At 66.3% G+C, this 14,851-nt stretch carries 14 protein-coding genes; 4 read left to right on the top strand and 10 right to left on the bottom strand.

Annotated elements, in window-relative coordinates; translation table 11 throughout:
* The 3 genes from nhaC to amaB form a co-directional block, all read right to left on the bottom strand.
* A partial coding sequence (nhaC, locus tag QLQ85_RS02345) for a Na+/H+ antiporter NhaC (RefSeq protein WP_282737515.1) occupies positions 1–1,286 on the bottom strand: 1,286 nt, incomplete at its 3' end.
* Positions 1,287–1,334: 48 nt separating this feature from the next.
* Positions 1,335–2,615, bottom strand: coding sequence for an L-pipecolate oxidase (gene amaA / locus QLQ85_RS02350; RefSeq protein WP_456070042.1), 1,281 nt, complete (start codon positions 2,613–2,615; stop codon positions 1,335–1,337).
* 157 nt (positions 2,616–2,772) lie between these two features.
* Entirely contained in the window at positions 2,773–4,266 is a 1,494-nt protein-coding gene (gene amaB / locus QLQ85_RS02355; protein ID WP_282737517.1) for an L-piperidine-6-carboxylate dehydrogenase, read from the bottom strand.
* Between the two features lie 123 nt (positions 4,267–4,389).
* On the opposite strand from amaB, the gene gcvA reads away from it, so the two are divergent.
* From gcvA to QLQ85_RS02375, 4 genes are all read left to right on the top strand, one after another.
* On the top strand, positions 4,390–5,286 hold the full coding sequence (gene gcvA, locus QLQ85_RS02360) for a transcriptional regulator GcvA (RefSeq protein WP_282737518.1): 897 nt from the start codon (positions 4,390–4,392) through the stop codon (positions 5,284–5,286).
* 18 nt (positions 5,287–5,304) lie between these two features.
* Positions 5,305–6,141, top strand: a complete 837-nt coding sequence (locus QLQ85_RS02365; protein WP_282737519.1) for an MOSC domain-containing protein — start codon at positions 5,305–5,307, stop codon at positions 6,139–6,141.
* 248 nt (positions 6,142–6,389) lie between these two features.
* Positions 6,390–6,734, top strand: a complete 345-nt coding sequence (locus tag QLQ85_RS02370) for a DUF488 domain-containing protein (RefSeq protein ID WP_282737541.1) — start codon at positions 6,390–6,392, stop codon at positions 6,732–6,734.
* Between the two features lie 3 nt (positions 6,735–6,737).
* Positions 6,738–7,724 carry an arsenic resistance protein gene (locus tag QLQ85_RS02375; protein WP_282737520.1) on the top strand — a complete coding sequence of 329 codons (987 nt, stop codon included), beginning with the start codon at positions 6,738–6,740 and terminating at the stop codon, positions 7,722–7,724.
* Between the two features lie 46 nt (positions 7,725–7,770).
* Here the strand turns inward: QLQ85_RS02375 and QLQ85_RS02380 are convergent, their stop codons facing one another.
* The 7 genes from QLQ85_RS02380 to QLQ85_RS02410 form a co-directional block, all read right to left on the bottom strand.
* Complete coding sequence (locus tag QLQ85_RS02380) at positions 7,771–9,060, bottom strand: TRAP transporter large permease (protein ID WP_282737521.1); 1,290 nt, start codon at positions 9,058–9,060, stop codon at positions 7,771–7,773.
* 3 nt (positions 9,061–9,063) lie between these two features.
* Entirely contained in the window at positions 9,064–9,588 is a 525-nt protein-coding gene (locus QLQ85_RS02385) for a TRAP transporter small permease (RefSeq protein WP_282737522.1), read from the bottom strand.
* A gap of 67 nt (positions 9,589–9,655) precedes the next feature.
* Entirely contained in the window at positions 9,656–10,630 is a 975-nt protein-coding gene (gene dctP / locus QLQ85_RS02390) for a TRAP transporter substrate-binding protein DctP (protein ID WP_282737523.1), read from the bottom strand.
* 69 nt (positions 10,631–10,699) lie between these two features.
* Positions 10,700–11,461 carry a maleate cis-trans isomerase family protein gene (locus tag QLQ85_RS02395; RefSeq protein ID WP_282737524.1) on the bottom strand — a complete coding sequence of 254 codons (762 nt, stop codon included), beginning with the start codon at positions 11,459–11,461 and terminating at the stop codon, positions 10,700–10,702.
* Positions 11,458–11,964, bottom strand: a complete 507-nt coding sequence (locus QLQ85_RS02400) for an acyl-CoA thioesterase (RefSeq protein ID WP_282737525.1) — start codon at positions 11,962–11,964, stop codon at positions 11,458–11,460. Before QLQ85_RS02400 ends, QLQ85_RS02395 begins: the two co-directional genes overlap by 4 nt.
* Positions 11,961–13,103 (bottom strand): FAD-dependent monooxygenase, encoded by a 1,143-nt coding sequence (locus QLQ85_RS02405; protein WP_282737526.1) that lies wholly within the window; start codon positions 13,101–13,103, stop codon positions 11,961–11,963. Before QLQ85_RS02405 ends, QLQ85_RS02400 begins: the two co-directional genes overlap by 4 nt.
* Positions 13,104–13,158: 55 nt before the next feature.
* Positions 13,159–14,838, bottom strand: a complete 1,680-nt coding sequence (locus tag QLQ85_RS02410; protein ID WP_282737527.1) for an AMP-binding protein — start codon at positions 14,836–14,838, stop codon at positions 13,159–13,161.
* Positions 14,839–14,851 lie beyond the last annotated feature (13 nt).

Genomic DNA, 14,851 nt, shown 5'->3' on the forward strand with positions numbered 1-14,851 from the left:
CTGATCACGAAGGCCCCGCCGGCGTTCCACGGGATCAGCGGCGAGATGAGCGTTCCGCCTTCCTCGATGGCGCGGGACAGGTTGAGGGTCGAATAGCCCATGCCGCGGTAGGTGGGGGCGTACATGCGGCCGGGCAGGGCGATGGAGAGGTAGGGGTCGCCGGCGACCAGGTTGGTGGACACCGAGGTCAGCACCGCCGCGGTCTGCACTCCCTTGAAGCTACGCACCTTGGTCATGATCGCGCGGATGATCGCCTCCAGGCAGCCGGTCTTCTCCAGCGCACCGCCGAAGCCCAGCGCGATGAGCACCAGCGAGATGGTCCACATCATCGACTGGATGCCGCCGCGGTTGAGCAGGCTGTCGATGGCGGCGACGCCGGTATCGATCGAATAGCCGCTGTTGGCATAGGTCAGCACATCGTGCACGCCGACCCCCTGCACGAGCATGGCGGTGACCGCCCCGGCCAGGGCGCCGGCGAACAGCGACGGGATGGGCGGCATGCGCTTGACCGCGAGCGCGATCACCAGCACCGCCGGCAGCAGCAGCCAGGCCGAGATGGTGAAGTTCGCCTGCAGCGCGGCGGTGATGGCATCGATCCGCTCGAAGGAGGCGCCATCGTCGTCGATCAGGGTGAAGCCCGCCACCAGGTAGATGACGAAGGCGATCAGCATCGCCGGGATCGTCGTCGGCATCATGTTCTTGATATGCGAGAAGACGTCCGTGCCGGTGACCGCCGGGGCGAGGTTCGTGGTATCCGACAGCGGCGAGATCTTGTCGCCGAAGAAGGCGCCCGACACCACCGCGCCGGCGGTCCAGTACATCGGGATGTCGAAGCCCGCGCCGATGCCCATCAGCGCCAGGCCGACCGTGCCGACCGTGCCCCAGGAGGTGCCCAGCGCCAGCGAGACGACCGAGCAGAGCAGCATGGCCGCCGCCAGGAAGATGGCCGGCGAGAGGATCGTCAGGCCGTAGTAGATCAGGGTCGGCACGGTGCCGCTGGCGATCCACACGCCGATGATCATGCCGACGCAGATCAACACCGAGACGGAGGGCAGGGACACGTGGATGACGTGAAAGATGCCCTCTTCGATCTGTTTCCACCGGAAGCCGAGTTTGACGCCGACCAGCGCCGTGATCGCCAGGCCGATGGCCAGGGGAATGTGGGGCGTGAAGTCGCCGAAATAGAACAGTTGTACCGCCAGTACCAGCAACGTCAGGACGACGGGAGTGAGCGCCAGCAGCAGGCCTGGCCGTTGATAGTCGATCGGACTTTCTGGAGTTGTCATGTCGATTACCTTGGGTTGGTAGGTATTGTTTTTGGGGCTGGGCCAGACTCAACTCAGTACGCGAAGGCACTGGCCCGTGTGGTAGAGCGTGAAGCCACTCTCGTAGCTCGAGCTCCGGAGGGACTTGGCCCGTATCGGCCGGGGGGAGCGTATCGGCATGGGTAGCGAGGCGTCATCGCCGGTCGCCAAGTATCTGGCAAAGCCCTTGCCCACCACGGTGCCGGTGGTGACGCCGCGTCCGTTGTAGCCCGATACCCCCAATACGCCGGGCGCGACCTCGAAGAGACGCAGCGTATGGTCGGGTGTGAAGGCAACCCGTCCCGTCCAGGTGCATTCCCACTCGACCCTGCCCAGCTGGGGGAAGTAATGACGCTGGATGCGGTTGGCCCAGCAGCGGAGATAGGACATTGGCCTGCCGTCTCCACGGCCCAGGCTGCCGAGTATCAGGCGCCCGTCGGCATCGCGCCGCATGCTGCTCAGCACCAGGCGGGTATCCCAGGCGCCCTGACGCTCGGGTAGGATGTCTCCGGCGAGATCCGCGGGTAGCGGCCGGGAGGCGACCTGGAAGAAGTGGCCGGGAAAGAAGTGATGGCGGACCTCGTTCCAGCGATCCTCGGTGTAGGCGTTGGTGGCGAGCACCAGGCGCTGGGCCTTGACGCTGCCGTTGCCGGTCGTCACCCGCCAGGCATCCCCGTCCCTGGCGACGGCGGTGGCGGCAGTGTGGGTATGCAGGTGTGCGCCGGCCTCCTTGGCGGCGCGCGCCAGGCCCCGAGTGTAGGCGGTGGGGTTCAGGGTGCCGGCCCGGTGGTCGAGCAGGGCGCGGCGGATGCGCCGGGTGCCCACGCGGTCTCGGCAGGCGTCGTCCTCGAGCAGCTCCACGGGGGCGCCGCGTCGCAGCCACTGCTCGGCGCGGCGCACGAGTTCCTGCTCACCCTTGCCATTGTGGGCCAGGTGCAGGGAACCGGTGCGGGTCGCCTGGCAATCGATCCCGTGGCGCTCGATCAGCGAAAAGACTTCCGCGGGCGCGCCGCCTAGCACCGCGTTGGCGCGCTCGCCGATCTCCTCGCCCAGGGCCTCGAGGATGTCATCAGGCGGAATCCACAGTCCCGCGTTGACCAGGCCGACGTTGCGTCCCGAGGCGCCGGTGGGTATGTCGCCTGCCTCGATCAGGGTCACGCCGACGCCCATCTCGGCGAGATGCAGCGCGGTACTGAGCCCGGTAATGCCGCCACCGATGACCGCCACCTCGGCGGTGTGGTCGCCCAGCAGCGGGGCCAGATTCAAGGGTGGTTCCGGCGACGTGTCATACCAAAGACAACGCTCCTTCATGATGACTCCCGTGCCTGGACCGGTTGCCGAAGGCTTCGTCGGGCGGCTACTCCATTGCTCTCTTGCCAGCGGCTCTGACATTGTTCTTTTCCCCGAGAGGATGTGTGTCCGCCAATAGGCCGCCGCCAGGGGCGGCGACCTGTTCGCCCGGGTGGTATCAGTCGAACTTGATGCCCTGGGCCAGGGGCAGCTCGCGGGAGTAGTTGACGGTGTTGGTCTGGCGACGCATGTAGGTCTTCCACACATCGGAGCCCGACTCGCGGCCGCCACCGGTCTCCTTCTCGCCACCGAAGGCGCCGCCGATCTCGGCGCCACTGGGGCCGATGTTGACGTTGGCGATGCCGCAGTCGCTGCCGACGGCGGAGACGAAGGTCTCGGCCTCGCGGACGTCGGTGGTGAAGATGCACGACGACAGCCCCTGGGGCACGTCGTTGTTCAGGGCGATGGCCTCATCGAGGTCGCTGTAGCCGAGCACGTAGAGGATCGGCGCGAAGGTCTCGTTCCTGACCAGCTCGTCCTGGGCCTCGACTTCGACGATGGCCGGTGCCACGTAATACCCCTCGGGGTGTTGCTCGCCCAGTTGGCGCTCGCCGCCGAACACCTTGGCGCCCTGCTCGCGAGCCTGGGTCAGCACCGCCTGCATGGCATCGAAGGCCTGGCGGTCGATCAGCGGGCCGATCAGGCTGCCCTCCAGGGGGTTGCCGATGGAGATGCCGGCGTAGGCCTGCTTCAGGCGCTCGACAACTTCTTCCCGAATGGACTCATGAACCACCAGTCGGCGCAGGGTGGTGCAGCGCTGGCCGGCGGTGCCCACCGCCGAGAACAGGATGGCACGCACGGCCATGTCGAGGTCGGCACTGGGCGTCAGGATCATGCCGTTGTTGCCACCCAGCTCGAGGATGCTGCGCCCGAAGCGCGCGGCGACACGGGGACCGACTTCACGGCCCATGCGGGTGCTGCCGGTGGCGCTGATCAGGGGCACGCGGGGGTCGTTGACCAGCCGTTCACCAGGCTCGCGCTCACCGATGATCACCTGACTGAGATGCGCGGGGGCGTCATCGCCGAACTCGGCCATGGCGCGCTCCAGCAGCGCCTGGCAGGCCAGTGCGGTGAGCGGGGTCTTCTCGGAAGGCTTCCACAGCAGGCTGTCGCCGCAGACCAGCGCCAGGGCCGCGTTCCAGGCCCAGGGAGCGACCGGGAAGTTGAAGGCGGTGATCAGGCCGACCGGGCCCAGCGGATGCCAGGACTCGCGCATGTGGTGGCCGGGGCGCTCGGAGGCGATGGTCAGGCCGAAGAGCTGACGCGACTGGCCCACGGCCAGGTCGCAGATGTCGATCATCTCCTGAACTTCGCCGAGGCCCTCCTGGAGGATCTTGCCGCACTCCCAGGTGACCAGCGCCCCGAGATCCTCCTTGTGGCGGCGCAGCTGGTCGCCGAATAGCCGGACCAGCTCGCCGCGGCGCGGGGCGGGGACCTCGCGCCAGGCCAGGAAGGCCTGTTGAGCGGCGTCGATGGCGGCATCGACCTGGTCGGGGGTGGCGGGCGTGAGGCGGCCGATGACACTGCCGTCGATGGGGGTGGTGACCACCAGGTCGCCCTGCTGATACTGCTCGGAGGCAACGCCGAGGCGCTGCATGATAGCGTTAATCATTCTTTATCCTATCGTTGTCGTCAGTGGATCACGTGAATGCAGTATCACTAGGGTGGTGAAGCGCCAGCAAACGATGTTTAATCCAAACATTATTCCTTATTTTCGTGACCCTGGGTGGCCATCATGAGTCGACCGCACCTTCCTTCCCTTGCCGGACTGCAGTGTTTCGAAGCGGCCGCCAGGCACCTGAGCTTCACGCGGGCCGCCGACGAGCTGAGCCTGACCCAGAGCGCGGTGAGCAAGCAGGTCGCCCAACTGGAGTCGATGCTCCAGCATCCGCTCTTCAGGCGCGTACGGCGGCGCCTGCAGCTGACGCCGGAAGGGGCGGTGTACCTCAACGAGGCGCGCAAGATCCTCGCCCATGTGGAGATGTCGACGCGCTACATGCAGTCATATGGTGGCAAGTCCGATGTCCTGAACGTGGCCACCCTGCCGACCTTCGGGGCACGCTGGCTGATTCCGCGTCTCAATGGCTTTCGCTATCGCCATCCCGATATCAACCTGAACATCATCAATCGCTCCGAGCCCTTCGACATGGAGGAAGAGCGGGTCGAGGTGGTGTTCTTCTTTGGTCATGGCGCCTGGCCGAGAACGGAATGCATCAAGATACGCGATGAGGAGATGGTGCCCGTCTGCTCTCCCGCCATTCTGGATGGGGTGGCGATCGATGAGCCGCTGGACCTGACCCGGCTGGTGCTGCTGCAGAGCGCGACTCGCCCGGAAGCCTGGCACGACTGGTTCGAGGCCCAGCAGCAGTATACCGAGCACAGCTACCATGGCCCGCGGTTCGATTCGTTCTACATGGCCTTGCGAGCCGCTCAGGCCGGCTGTGGCGTCGCCTTGCTTCCGCACTTTCTCGCCCAGGAGGAGCTCGAGGAGGGCAAGCTGGTCATTCCCTGGGGCTTCCGATTGAAGAGCCGGGACGCCTATTACATGGCCTACCCGGAGCACATGGCGGAAGTGGGCAAGGTCCGCTCATTCGTGGATTGGATCCATGATAAAATTCAAGGGGTTCAGTGACGATCCAGGGAGTCGAGGATGCGCATCACCCAGCTCAACATCTATCCGGTCAAGTCGCTGCGCGGCATCGCGCTCGAGCAGGCGACGCTGGGCCCACGCGGGCTCGCCTTCGATCGTCATTGGATGGTCATCGACGATGTCGGCCGCTTCGTCACCCAGCGCCAGCTGCCGCGCATGGCCCAGGTGGCGGTGCGCCTCGATGCCGATGCGCTGGTGCTGGAACACCCCGAGGTCCCGCCGCTGCGGATCGCGCTGGCGCGTGACGACCAGCCGCGGGTCACCACCCATGTCTGGGAGGACCAGTGCCAGGGGCTCGACGAGGGCGCCGAGGCCGCCGACTGGCTGGGCCGGGTGCTGGGCGACTGGAAGGGCAGCGGCCTGCGGCTGGTGCGCTTCGCGCCGGATCAGCAGCGCCGCGTGGACCCGCGCTATCAGCAGGGCGAGCAGGCGCATACCGCCTACGCCGATGGTTTCCCGTTCCTGGTGACGGCCGAGTCGTCGCTGGCGGTCCTCAACGAGGTGCTCGAGGCCAAGGGGGAGGGCGCGGTCCCCATGGCCCGCTTCCGGCCCAACATCGTCGTCGAGGGCAGCACTCCCTTCGCCGAGCACGGTTGGGACTCCCTGGCCGGAAACGGTTATCGGCTGGGCATGCGCAAGCCCTGCCAGCGCTGCAAGATCATCACCCTCGACCAGCAGACCGGCGAGGCCCCGGCACCGAAGGAGCCGCTCCGAACCCTGGCCAGCATGAGCCTGGCGACGGGGGCCTATTTCGGCCACAACGCCACGCTGCTGGCCGGCGAGGACCGGACGATCCGGGTGGGCGATACGCTGGACGCGGAAACATCGGCTGGTTGAGGTCGATCCGGCGATGGACTGCCAGCGCTGCCGGTCCCTAGGGGGGCAGACCACGGCGGCGTCGAATCCGCTCGCAAGGCGCACCATGACGGGCTTCGTGACCTGGTTGGGGTCTGACCCCATAGGGGCAGCCTCGGCGCCTTTATTCGGCGAATATGCCGCCATCGTCGAGAAATTCGTGGCACGGCGAATGGACTACGCTGCTCGATACCGACGCAAGCAGGGGGGGAGGTACGCCAGTGAGCATCATGCTGAAACGCGCCTTCGAGGCGCCGAGCCCGCGGGATGGCCATCGCGTGCTGGTCGACCGGCTCTGGCCGCGGGGCGTTCCCAGGGAAGAGGCCAGGATCGACGAATGGCGCAAGGAGGTCGCCCCGAGCAGCGACCTGCGCAAGGCCTTCCATGACGGGTCGCTCGGCTGGGGCGAGTTCCGGCGGCGCTACCTGGGCGAACTCAAGGCCCACCGGGACACATTGCGCGGCCTGGCCGAGCGGGCCCGCGGCGAGTCGGTCACCCTGGTCTTCGGCTCGAAGGATGAGCGCCACAACAATGCCGTGGTGCTCAAGCAGTACCTGGAGATGCTGCGTGGGTGACCCTTGAGCCCGCTTGCGTGGCGCGACCGGCTCGAGAAGTACCAGGTCCTTCTCTACCTGGCGGCGGTCCTCGCCGGCCTGGCGGTGGGCACTCACTCACCCGGCAGGGTCGGCGTGCTCGAGGCGCTGCTCTGGCCGCTGCTGGGCCTGCTGCTCTATGCGACCTTCACCCAGGTGCCGCTGGTGGGGCTGCATCGGCGGTTGGCGAATGCACGCTTTCTCGCCGCGGCGGTGCTCGGCAACTTCGTGGTGATTCCGCCGATCGTGTGGGGCCTGGTGCAGTGGCTGCCGGCCGACCCGGCGCTGCGGCTCGGCGTATTGCTGGTGCTGCTGGTGCCCTGTACCGACTGGTTTCTCTCCTTCACCCACCTCGGCGGGGGCGACACCCCCACCGCCATCGCCTTCACCCCGCTGAGCCTGCTGCTGCAGCTCGTCCTGCTGCCGCTCTACCTCTGGCTGTTCCTGGGCCAGGCGGGGCTGGCCGGCCTGATCCAGCGGGAGCTGCTGCTGGCCTTCGGCGGTCTGATCCTGCTGCCGCTGGCGGCGGCCTTCCTCACCGAGCGCTGGGCCGGCCGGGCGCCGAGGCGCCGGCGGCTGCTCGAGGGGCTGGGCTGGCTGCCGGTCCCGCTGCTGGCGCTGGTGCTGTTCGCGGTGGCGGCGGGACAGGTCGATCAGGTGGTCGGTTCCCCGGGGCTGATCGGCTGGCTGCTGCCGGTGTTCGTGGCCTTCCTGACCATCGCGGCGCTGCTGGCGCGTATCACGGCATGGGCCTTCCGGCTGCCGGCCGCCCAGGGCCGGGTGCTGGCCTTCAGCTTCGGCTCGCGCAACTCCTTCGTGGTCCTGCCGCTGGCCCTGGCGCTGCCGGCCGGCCTCGAGGCGGCGGTGGTCGTGGTGGTCTTCCAGTCGCTGGTGGAGCTGTTCGGCATGTTGCTCTTCCTGTGGCTGGTGCCTCGGCGGCTGTTTCCAATGCTGGACGGGCGAGACCATTGAGCCAGGGCTTGAGGCTCCGCTCGACGGGTTCGTCCTGCCCTCCAGATCAGAAGTGTGAGGGAAGCCAGGTGACCAGCGCCGGGAAGCTGTAGGTCAGGACCATCGTCAAGACGATCAGGCCGATGAATGGCCAGGCCGCGGTGTAGATGTCCTTCAGGCTGACCTCGCGTGGGCTCGAGGCGCTGAGGGCGAACAGGGCATAGCCGAAGGGCGGTGTGATCGCACCGAGGGTGAGATTCAGGAGGAAAAGCGTCCAGAAGACCAGCGGGTCGAACCCGAAGATGGCAAGCAACGGTTGGTAGATCGGGATGAGGATCAACATCAGCGCGATCTGATCAAGGAACATGCACAGCACGAAGGGAATCAGCATCAGCAGGATCAGGACCGCCAGTGTCGAGAGGTCCAGTGCCGTGAGGAAGGCCACCAGCTCGTGAGTAAATCCCGAGAACGCCATTAGCTGAGTGAGAATCTTCGAGGCCGCCATGATCAGCAGGATCATCGATGACATCAGCATGGCCCCCTTCAGGGCTTCGACCACCATCTTCACCGTGAGCTTGCGATAGACCGCGGCGATGACCAGGGCACCCACGACGCCACTGGCGGCGGACTCGCTGGGGGTGGCGATGCCGAGCAGGATCAGCCCCAGGACCGAGAAGATCACGATGGAAAACGGCATCAGCGATATCACGGCCATCCAGATGGGTCGCCGTGACCGGGTCTCCGTGCGCTCGAGGTCGCGGGTGGGATCGAGGTGGAGCGTTACCTGGACATAGAGAAAGAAGAGTGCCCCCGCGACGAGGCCTGGTAGCACGCCGGCCGCGAGCAGTGCCGAAATCGAGGTGCCCGAGAGCATGCCGATCAGCACGACGAGGAAGCTCGGGGGGATGATCGGGGCGAGGCAGGAGCCGCCGAGAATGAGACCCGCGAGCAGCTTGCGATCGCCGCCGCGCTTGATACCTTCGACCATGACGGTGCGGCCGAGCATGGCGGCCACGGCGACGGCCGAGCCAGAAAGCGCGCCGAGGAGAACCGAGATCACGACGACGATGACATATTGCCGGCCACGGATGCGGCCGATGATGTCGTCGACAGCGTCGAACAGGATCGCAATGCAGCCCGAGCGGAAGAGCAGCTCCCCCATGAGAATGAACAGCGGCACCGTGACCAGCTCCGCGGTGGTGACCGTATCGAGGATCGAGGCCGAGAAGATCGACAGCATCTGCGGCCCCATCAGCAGGACGGCGGCGATGATGTTGAAGCCGAAGAAGGCAGCAAAGACGGGGACGCCAAGCAGGAAGAGCCCGGCCAGGGTGAGGAAACCGGCATAGATCGCCATGGGTCAGGCTCCTTTGGTAGGCCCGGAGGCATAGACGGCGGGATCGACGAAGAGGGCGGCGATGCCTGCCCGCAGGACGTGGAGTCCCGAGGAGGCGAAGCCGTACAGGATGACCGCGAGCAGCCACCAGCGCGGGATCGGGTAGGCGGCGGCAGTGGTCGTGCCGGAGGCCCAGGCGTCGGTGAGGCTACGCAGCAGGAGCCAACTCACCACGGCGAGAATCGCGCAGGTCAAGGCCGCGGCAATGGCGATCACCGCCTTGCGCAGGATGGACGCCTCCAGGAGCGAAGGCAGCATGTCCATGCTGACATGCAGCCCGCGTTTGGTGACCGCGGGGGCGGTGACGAAGACGGAGCCCGCCAGCAGGTAATTCGACCAGTCCGGTATCCAGCCGATCGGTGCGCCGATGAAATAACGCGACATCGTGCCGATGAAGGTGAGTAGGGCGATCAAGGCCAGGGCGAGCAGCCCGGTATAGAGCCCGAGTTCGCTGGTGGCGTCGTGGGCTTTCGTGAGCAGGGGTAGCATGTGTTTTCCTCCCGTTGACATGCCGGGTCGTTCTTCTTGGGTGGAACGATCCCGGCACGTCATCGCTTCAGTTGCTGAGCAGCCCGGCCGCTTCGACGGTGGCGCGCAGTTCTTCGGCGGCATCCGGGTTGCGGCTCGCTGCGAAGCGCCAGGCACCGCTGACGATGGCCTCGGACAGCGTGTCGGCGACCTCGCTGTCGAGCGTCAGCAGTTCCATGCCGGCGGCGGCCATCTTGTCGTGCTCCTCGGCATTCAGGCGGTCATAGGTCGCGGGAACCTCGTGCTCGAGCACTTCCGCCTGCGTTTCGAAGATCGTTCGCACCTCCTCGGGCAAGCCGTTCCAGAAGGCGGCATTGGCCACGATGATATGGGGAGCGGTAGCACCGGCATCGAAGTATTGGTGGGTGACCTCGGCGAAGCCGTAGCCCGCCGCTCCCGCAGCCGGAAAGAGCGCGCCGTCCACCACGCCACGCTCCAGCGCACTGAACATCTCGGCCGGGGACATCACCACCGGCGTGCCGCCGATTGCGCTGATGTAGGGGTGCTGCGGGGGAAGGGCGCGGATCTGCAGCCCGTCCAGGTCGCTGCGGCTCGACAGGTCGCGGTTGAGATAGATCCAGTAGCCATGGCCCAGCGGTACCGAGATGGCATGCACGCCGAGGCTGGCATAGGTCTCCTGGATCACGTCCATCGCCCCGCTTTCACGGAAGGCCTCGGCGTCGGGGCGGATGCTCTCCAGTCCGGTCAACAGGGTGGCGGAGCCGGTGTGAAACCCGGGATAGGTGCAGAGGACCTGGAAGAGGCCGTTGCGCGTGGGTTCCAGCTGCTCGAGTGGCGGGATGGTCTCGGGACCCATCATTTGGACCTGGATCTCGCCATTCGAGGCGTCCTCGAGCAGTTCGGCGTAGCGATCGCAGATCACCGTTGAGCCGGGATAGCGATCGTCCCAGGTCTTGAGCATCCGGACCTGGGTCGTGGCCTGAACCGTTCCCGCGGAAAGGGTGAGCAGCGCGGCGGCGAGAACTGTTGTGATTGTTTTCATGGGGGCTTTCCTCTGATCTGGCAGCCGGGACGACCGGCTGAGGGTTGACAAGCTGACCTTCTCGATCGGTTAGTGGGCCGGTTCCAGGTCGCCGGACAACATGGCACCCGCATTCGGGGCTACCGGCTCCAGGCGCATGGCCTTGAGCATCGAACGGACCGTGCAGGCCGCGGCCGAGGTCACTGGGATGCCCAGTCGCGCCTCGACCGGTGCCAGTGCCGCCAGCGACGGCATCTGCACGCAGGCCGAGAGAACCACAGCGTCGACGCCCTTGGTGTTGAGCCGTTTCACGTCTTCGGTGAGGGCCATCGGGTCGCGCGCGGCCACGGCGAGGTTGTCCTCGATCTCCAGCGCCAGGCTGTCCTGGATCTCGAATCCCTCGCTCTCGATGTACTCGGTGACCTTGGCGGCCAGCGGCTTCATGTAGGGCATGAGCAGGCTGACCCGCTTGATACCCAGCTCCTTGAGTCCTTCCACCAGCGCACCGGCCGAGGAGATGACGGGAATCGATTTCCCCTCTTCGGCGACCGCGCCTTCCAGGTTCGCCCTGGCGGTGCGGTGATAGCCGAGCCCCTGGCTCATGATCGCCACCAGACAGGCGTAACCCATCACGTCGACGTCGGCATCCGCCAGCTCGCGCGCGCAGCGCAGGGAGTCGCGGTCCATCGCGGCCAGTTCCTCCGGCGTCACCTTCTTCATGCGCATCCGGCTGGAATGAAAGGTGAAGCGCTCTGGACGGATGGCCTCCCGCTGCCGGAGCATGGCGGGGATCTCGGTCTCCATGGTGATGTTGGATGAGGGCACGATCTGCCCGATCCGGTAGGTCTTCATAGCGATGTCTCCGAGTGCAGGGGGTAGGCGTCGGCATAGGCCGAGATCCGGGATCTCAGCGCGTCCGGCAGGGGCACGGCGGTCCAGCTGGCGCCATCCACGGTGACCGGGCTGATGCGGGCGAGGAAGGCGACCGGCCCCTGGTGCGCTGGCTCGGCGGCGACCCTTGTGGCCGTGACGTGGAGGTCGAAGGTGCGCGAGCGGATCTCGCCCACCCGAACCTCCATGTCGAACTGGGTGTCGACCGGCAGCGGTGAGCGAAAGTCGAGCTCGACGCCCCGCACCGGGAAGTTCACCTTCAGGCTCGTCTTGGTACTGTGGATCGGCCCGCCCAGCATCAGACCGATGAAGGCTTCATGAGCCGAGATCGTGTAGTCGAGGAAGCGCGGCGTGTAGACGATGCCGGCGGGATCGCAGTCACCCCAGCGCACCACGCGACGGATGATCAGCGGCGCCTCGCTGATGACGGCCTCCGTCGAGGGAAAGAAAGCACAGGGCGTCATTGGGTCATCCTCACGCGTTCGGCCGCGAGGGCCTTCATGAAGGCGGGGTAGTCGGACGCGACGCGCCTCGTATCGACTCGGCTGGTGCGGGTCAGGTAATCGAGGGCGAAGGCGTGGGGGCTGTCGGCTTGCATATGCCGGCCCATCTCCTCGTACCAGCTGTAGCTCTCCTGGGCCGCGCCGATCAGCTTGTCGGCGGCCGGTTTGCGGGTGGCCACATAAGTGGTGAGTGCCGTCGAGATGTCGCCCTTCACCGCCAGGGCCTTGACCAGGGCGATGGAGTCCTCCATCGCGATCCGCGTGCCCGAGCCGATGGAGAAGTGCGCCCGCCGGACGGCATCGCCGATCAGCACCCGGTGGCCGTAGGTCCAGTGATCGTTCCAGACCGGCTGGAAGTTCCGCCATTCGGACTTGTTGGAGATGAGCGGGCCACCCTGCAGCTCTTCCGTATAGAGTTCCTCGACGAAGGCCTGCCGTTGCTCCTCGGTCATCTCGCCGAAATTACAGCCTTCCCAGGCGGCGCGATCGCACTCCATGACGAAGGTGCACCGACGATCCGTATAGGGGTAGTAGTGCGCACAGAAGGCGCCTCCTCCGGCCTTGCGGAAGCTGAGCGTCGGGCGGTCGTGCACTCGCTCGGCGCCATACCAGGCGAAGGCATTGGAGAGCTGGCTGCCATGGGTGCCGAAGGCGTGGGCATAGGTGCGGCGCAGGGTCGAGTTGGCGCCGTCCGCGCCGACCAGCAGGTCGGCATCCTCCAATGCCCCGACGTCGCTGATGCCATCATGGTGGGTGACCTGCACGCCGACCTCGGCGCAGAGTTCCTGCAGCACCTTCAGCAATTGCAGCCTTTCGACGGCACCGCCGTACTCCTCCCCCTCGATGGAGACGGCCTGCCCGTCCAAGATGATCTCCTGGTTGCCGAGCCGCTTGGTGATGCCGCGCAACCGGGCGAAACTCTCGGCATCCGCCTTCTCCAGCCGGGCCAGGCCCGCGCCGGCGAGGACGACGCCGAAGCCGAAGGTGGCGTCGGGCGCATTACGTTCGTGGACGTGGATTTCCACCTTACCGAGGCGCTTGCGGGCGAGATAGGCGAAGTAGAGACCCGCGGGGCCGCCACCGAGAACATTGATCTTCATATTGATACCTCATCAATTTTTGACAACGCTTGAGTCGCTGGCGTCGACTCGGGGGTCAGATGTTCCTGGATGTCATGGCGTCCTCGGCCTTCAATGTTGTTTCGATGCGCTGGCGCAGGATGGCCTTGTCGAGCTTGCCGACCTTGGTCAGGGGCAGGGCGTCGATGAGCTCGATGCGTTCGGGCCACTTGAAGATCGCCAGACCCACTTGCTTGAGAAAGGCACCGAGTTCCTCGACGCTGGGCGGGGTCACGCCGGGTTCCACCACGGCGTAGAGGCAGATGCGCTCCCCGTGGGTGGGCGAGGGCATGCCCACCACCGCCACGTCAGTGAAGGCAGGGTGGGCCATGACGGCGCGCTCGACCTCTTCGCAGTTCACTTTCTCGCCGGCACGGTCCACCACGTCCTTGATACGGCCTTCGAAGGAGTAGTAGTCCTGGCCATCGATCCGATGCCGCCGCATCAGATCGCCGGAACGGTAGAAGCCGTCGGGGGTGAAGGTCTCTGCATTGCGCTCCGGGGCATGGTAATAACCACGGATCGTGTAGGGACCGCGCACGGCCAGCTCACCGATCTGGCCCTCGGCGACCTCGTCCTCGGTACCGGGCTCGAGCAGCCTGACTTCGTCGTGCTCCGATATCGGGCGTCCGCAGGTGCCGAAGCGAATCGTTTCGCTGTCGCCTCGTCGGGTGAACATGATGGTGCCCTCGGTCATCCCGAAGAGGTGATGACCCTCCACACCCATCGTACGGGTGACGATCTCGGCGGCGTCGGTAGAGAAGATCTCGCGCAGGGTCTCCGTGGGGAGGTGCCCCTGGGCGATTTCCGCCTTCATGCGCATGATGATCGGCTTGGCGGCGCCCATGATCGTGGGCCGCAGGGCGTTGTGCACCTCGCGCATCGCCTCCTGGTCGACCCGAGGCGTGGCGATGACCGTGCCGCCGTTCATGAGGAAAGGCCCCCAGCCGCAGCCCATGTTGAGGTTGTGCGCAAAGGGCATGGGGATGAACAGGCGGTCTTGCGTGTTCCAGCCCTTGAAGGTCCAGACCTGGCGCATGTTGTAGAGGTATTCCGCATGGATGCGCGGAATGATCTTGGGCACCCCGGTCGTGCCGCCCGAGAGCTGGAAGGCGGCGACCTGCCAGGGGTCCTGGGGCACGGCCTCGAGTGCTGCGCGTGCCTCGTCCGGGTCGCTCGCCATCAGCGCCGCCAGGTCGACGGCGCCTTCCCTGGGGGTACCGCGGGTCGAGATGATCAGCTCGAGCCCGGGCGCCTCGCCCTGCATCTTCCTGGCAAAGGCATGGAAGTCGAACTTGGTCTCGTCGCTCTCGATGAAGTGGGCCTTGGCGCCACCGAACGCCGCGAGATAGCCGATTTCCGCCTCGCGGTGGGCGGCCAGGGTGCAGATCGGAATGATCCCAGCCTTCCAGCAGGCGAGGAAGGCAATGAGCGTCTCCGGCTTGTTGGTGAGCTGGAAGATCACCCGGTCGAGCGGCTTCAGCCCGAGCGTCAGGAGCCCGTGCGCGACCCTGTCGGTCATCGCGTCCAGCTCGGCGTAGCGGTACTCGCCGTCGAGCCAGAGGATGGCGGGCCGCTCGGCATGCCGCCGGGCCGTGGCGCGGAAGCCATCGGCCAGCGTCTCGGCGGTGAGGGCTCCGGCCTCGTGCCAGCGCTCGAGGTCGGCGGCGGGCGGATAGACGACACCGGCGATGGGGTGCTGCGGTTGGTAGGTCATGATCTCTTCCTCC

It is taken from the genome of Halomonas kalidii (assembly GCF_030010475.1).
GTDB classification, from domain to species: Bacteria; Pseudomonadota; Gammaproteobacteria; order Pseudomonadales; family Halomonadaceae; genus Halomonas; species Halomonas heilongjiangensis.

Excerpts from the sequence above, each read along its gene's own strand:
- amaA (WP_456070042.1), bottom strand. The coding sequence starts at position 2,615 with ATGAAGGAGCGTTGTCTTTGGTATGACACGTCGCCGGAACCACCCTTG.
- amaB (WP_282737517.1), bottom strand. The coding sequence starts at position 4,266 with ATGATTAACGCTATCATGCAGCGCCTCGGCGTTGCCTCCGAGCAGTAT.
- gcvA (WP_282737518.1), top strand. The coding sequence starts at position 4,390 with ATGAGTCGACCGCACCTTCCTTCCCTTGCCGGACTGCAGTGTTTCGAA.
- QLQ85_RS02365 (WP_282737519.1), top strand. The coding sequence starts at position 5,305 with ATGCGCATCACCCAGCTCAACATCTATCCGGTCAAGTCGCTGCGCGGC.
- QLQ85_RS02370 (WP_282737541.1), top strand. The coding sequence starts at position 6,390 with ATGCTGAAACGCGCCTTCGAGGCGCCGAGCCCGCGGGATGGCCATCGC.
- QLQ85_RS02380 (WP_282737521.1), bottom strand. The coding sequence starts at position 9,060 with ATGGCGATCTATGCCGGTTTCCTCACCCTGGCCGGGCTCTTCCTGCTT.
- QLQ85_RS02385 (WP_282737522.1), bottom strand. The coding sequence starts at position 9,588 with ATGCTACCCCTGCTCACGAAAGCCCACGACGCCACCAGCGAACTCGGG.
- dctP (WP_282737523.1), bottom strand. The coding sequence starts at position 10,630 with ATGAAAACAATCACAACAGTTCTCGCCGCCGCGCTGCTCACCCTTTCC.
- QLQ85_RS02395 (WP_282737524.1), bottom strand. The coding sequence starts at position 11,461 with ATGAAGACCTACCGGATCGGGCAGATCGTGCCCTCATCCAACATCACC.
- QLQ85_RS02400 (WP_282737525.1), bottom strand. The coding sequence starts at position 11,964 with ATGACGCCCTGTGCTTTCTTTCCCTCGACGGAGGCCGTCATCAGCGAG.
- QLQ85_RS02405 (WP_282737526.1), bottom strand. The coding sequence starts at position 13,103 with ATGAAGATCAATGTTCTCGGTGGCGGCCCCGCGGGTCTCTACTTCGCC.
- QLQ85_RS02410 (WP_282737527.1), bottom strand. The coding sequence starts at position 14,838 with ATGACCTACCAACCGCAGCACCCCATCGCCGGTGTCGTCTATCCGCCC.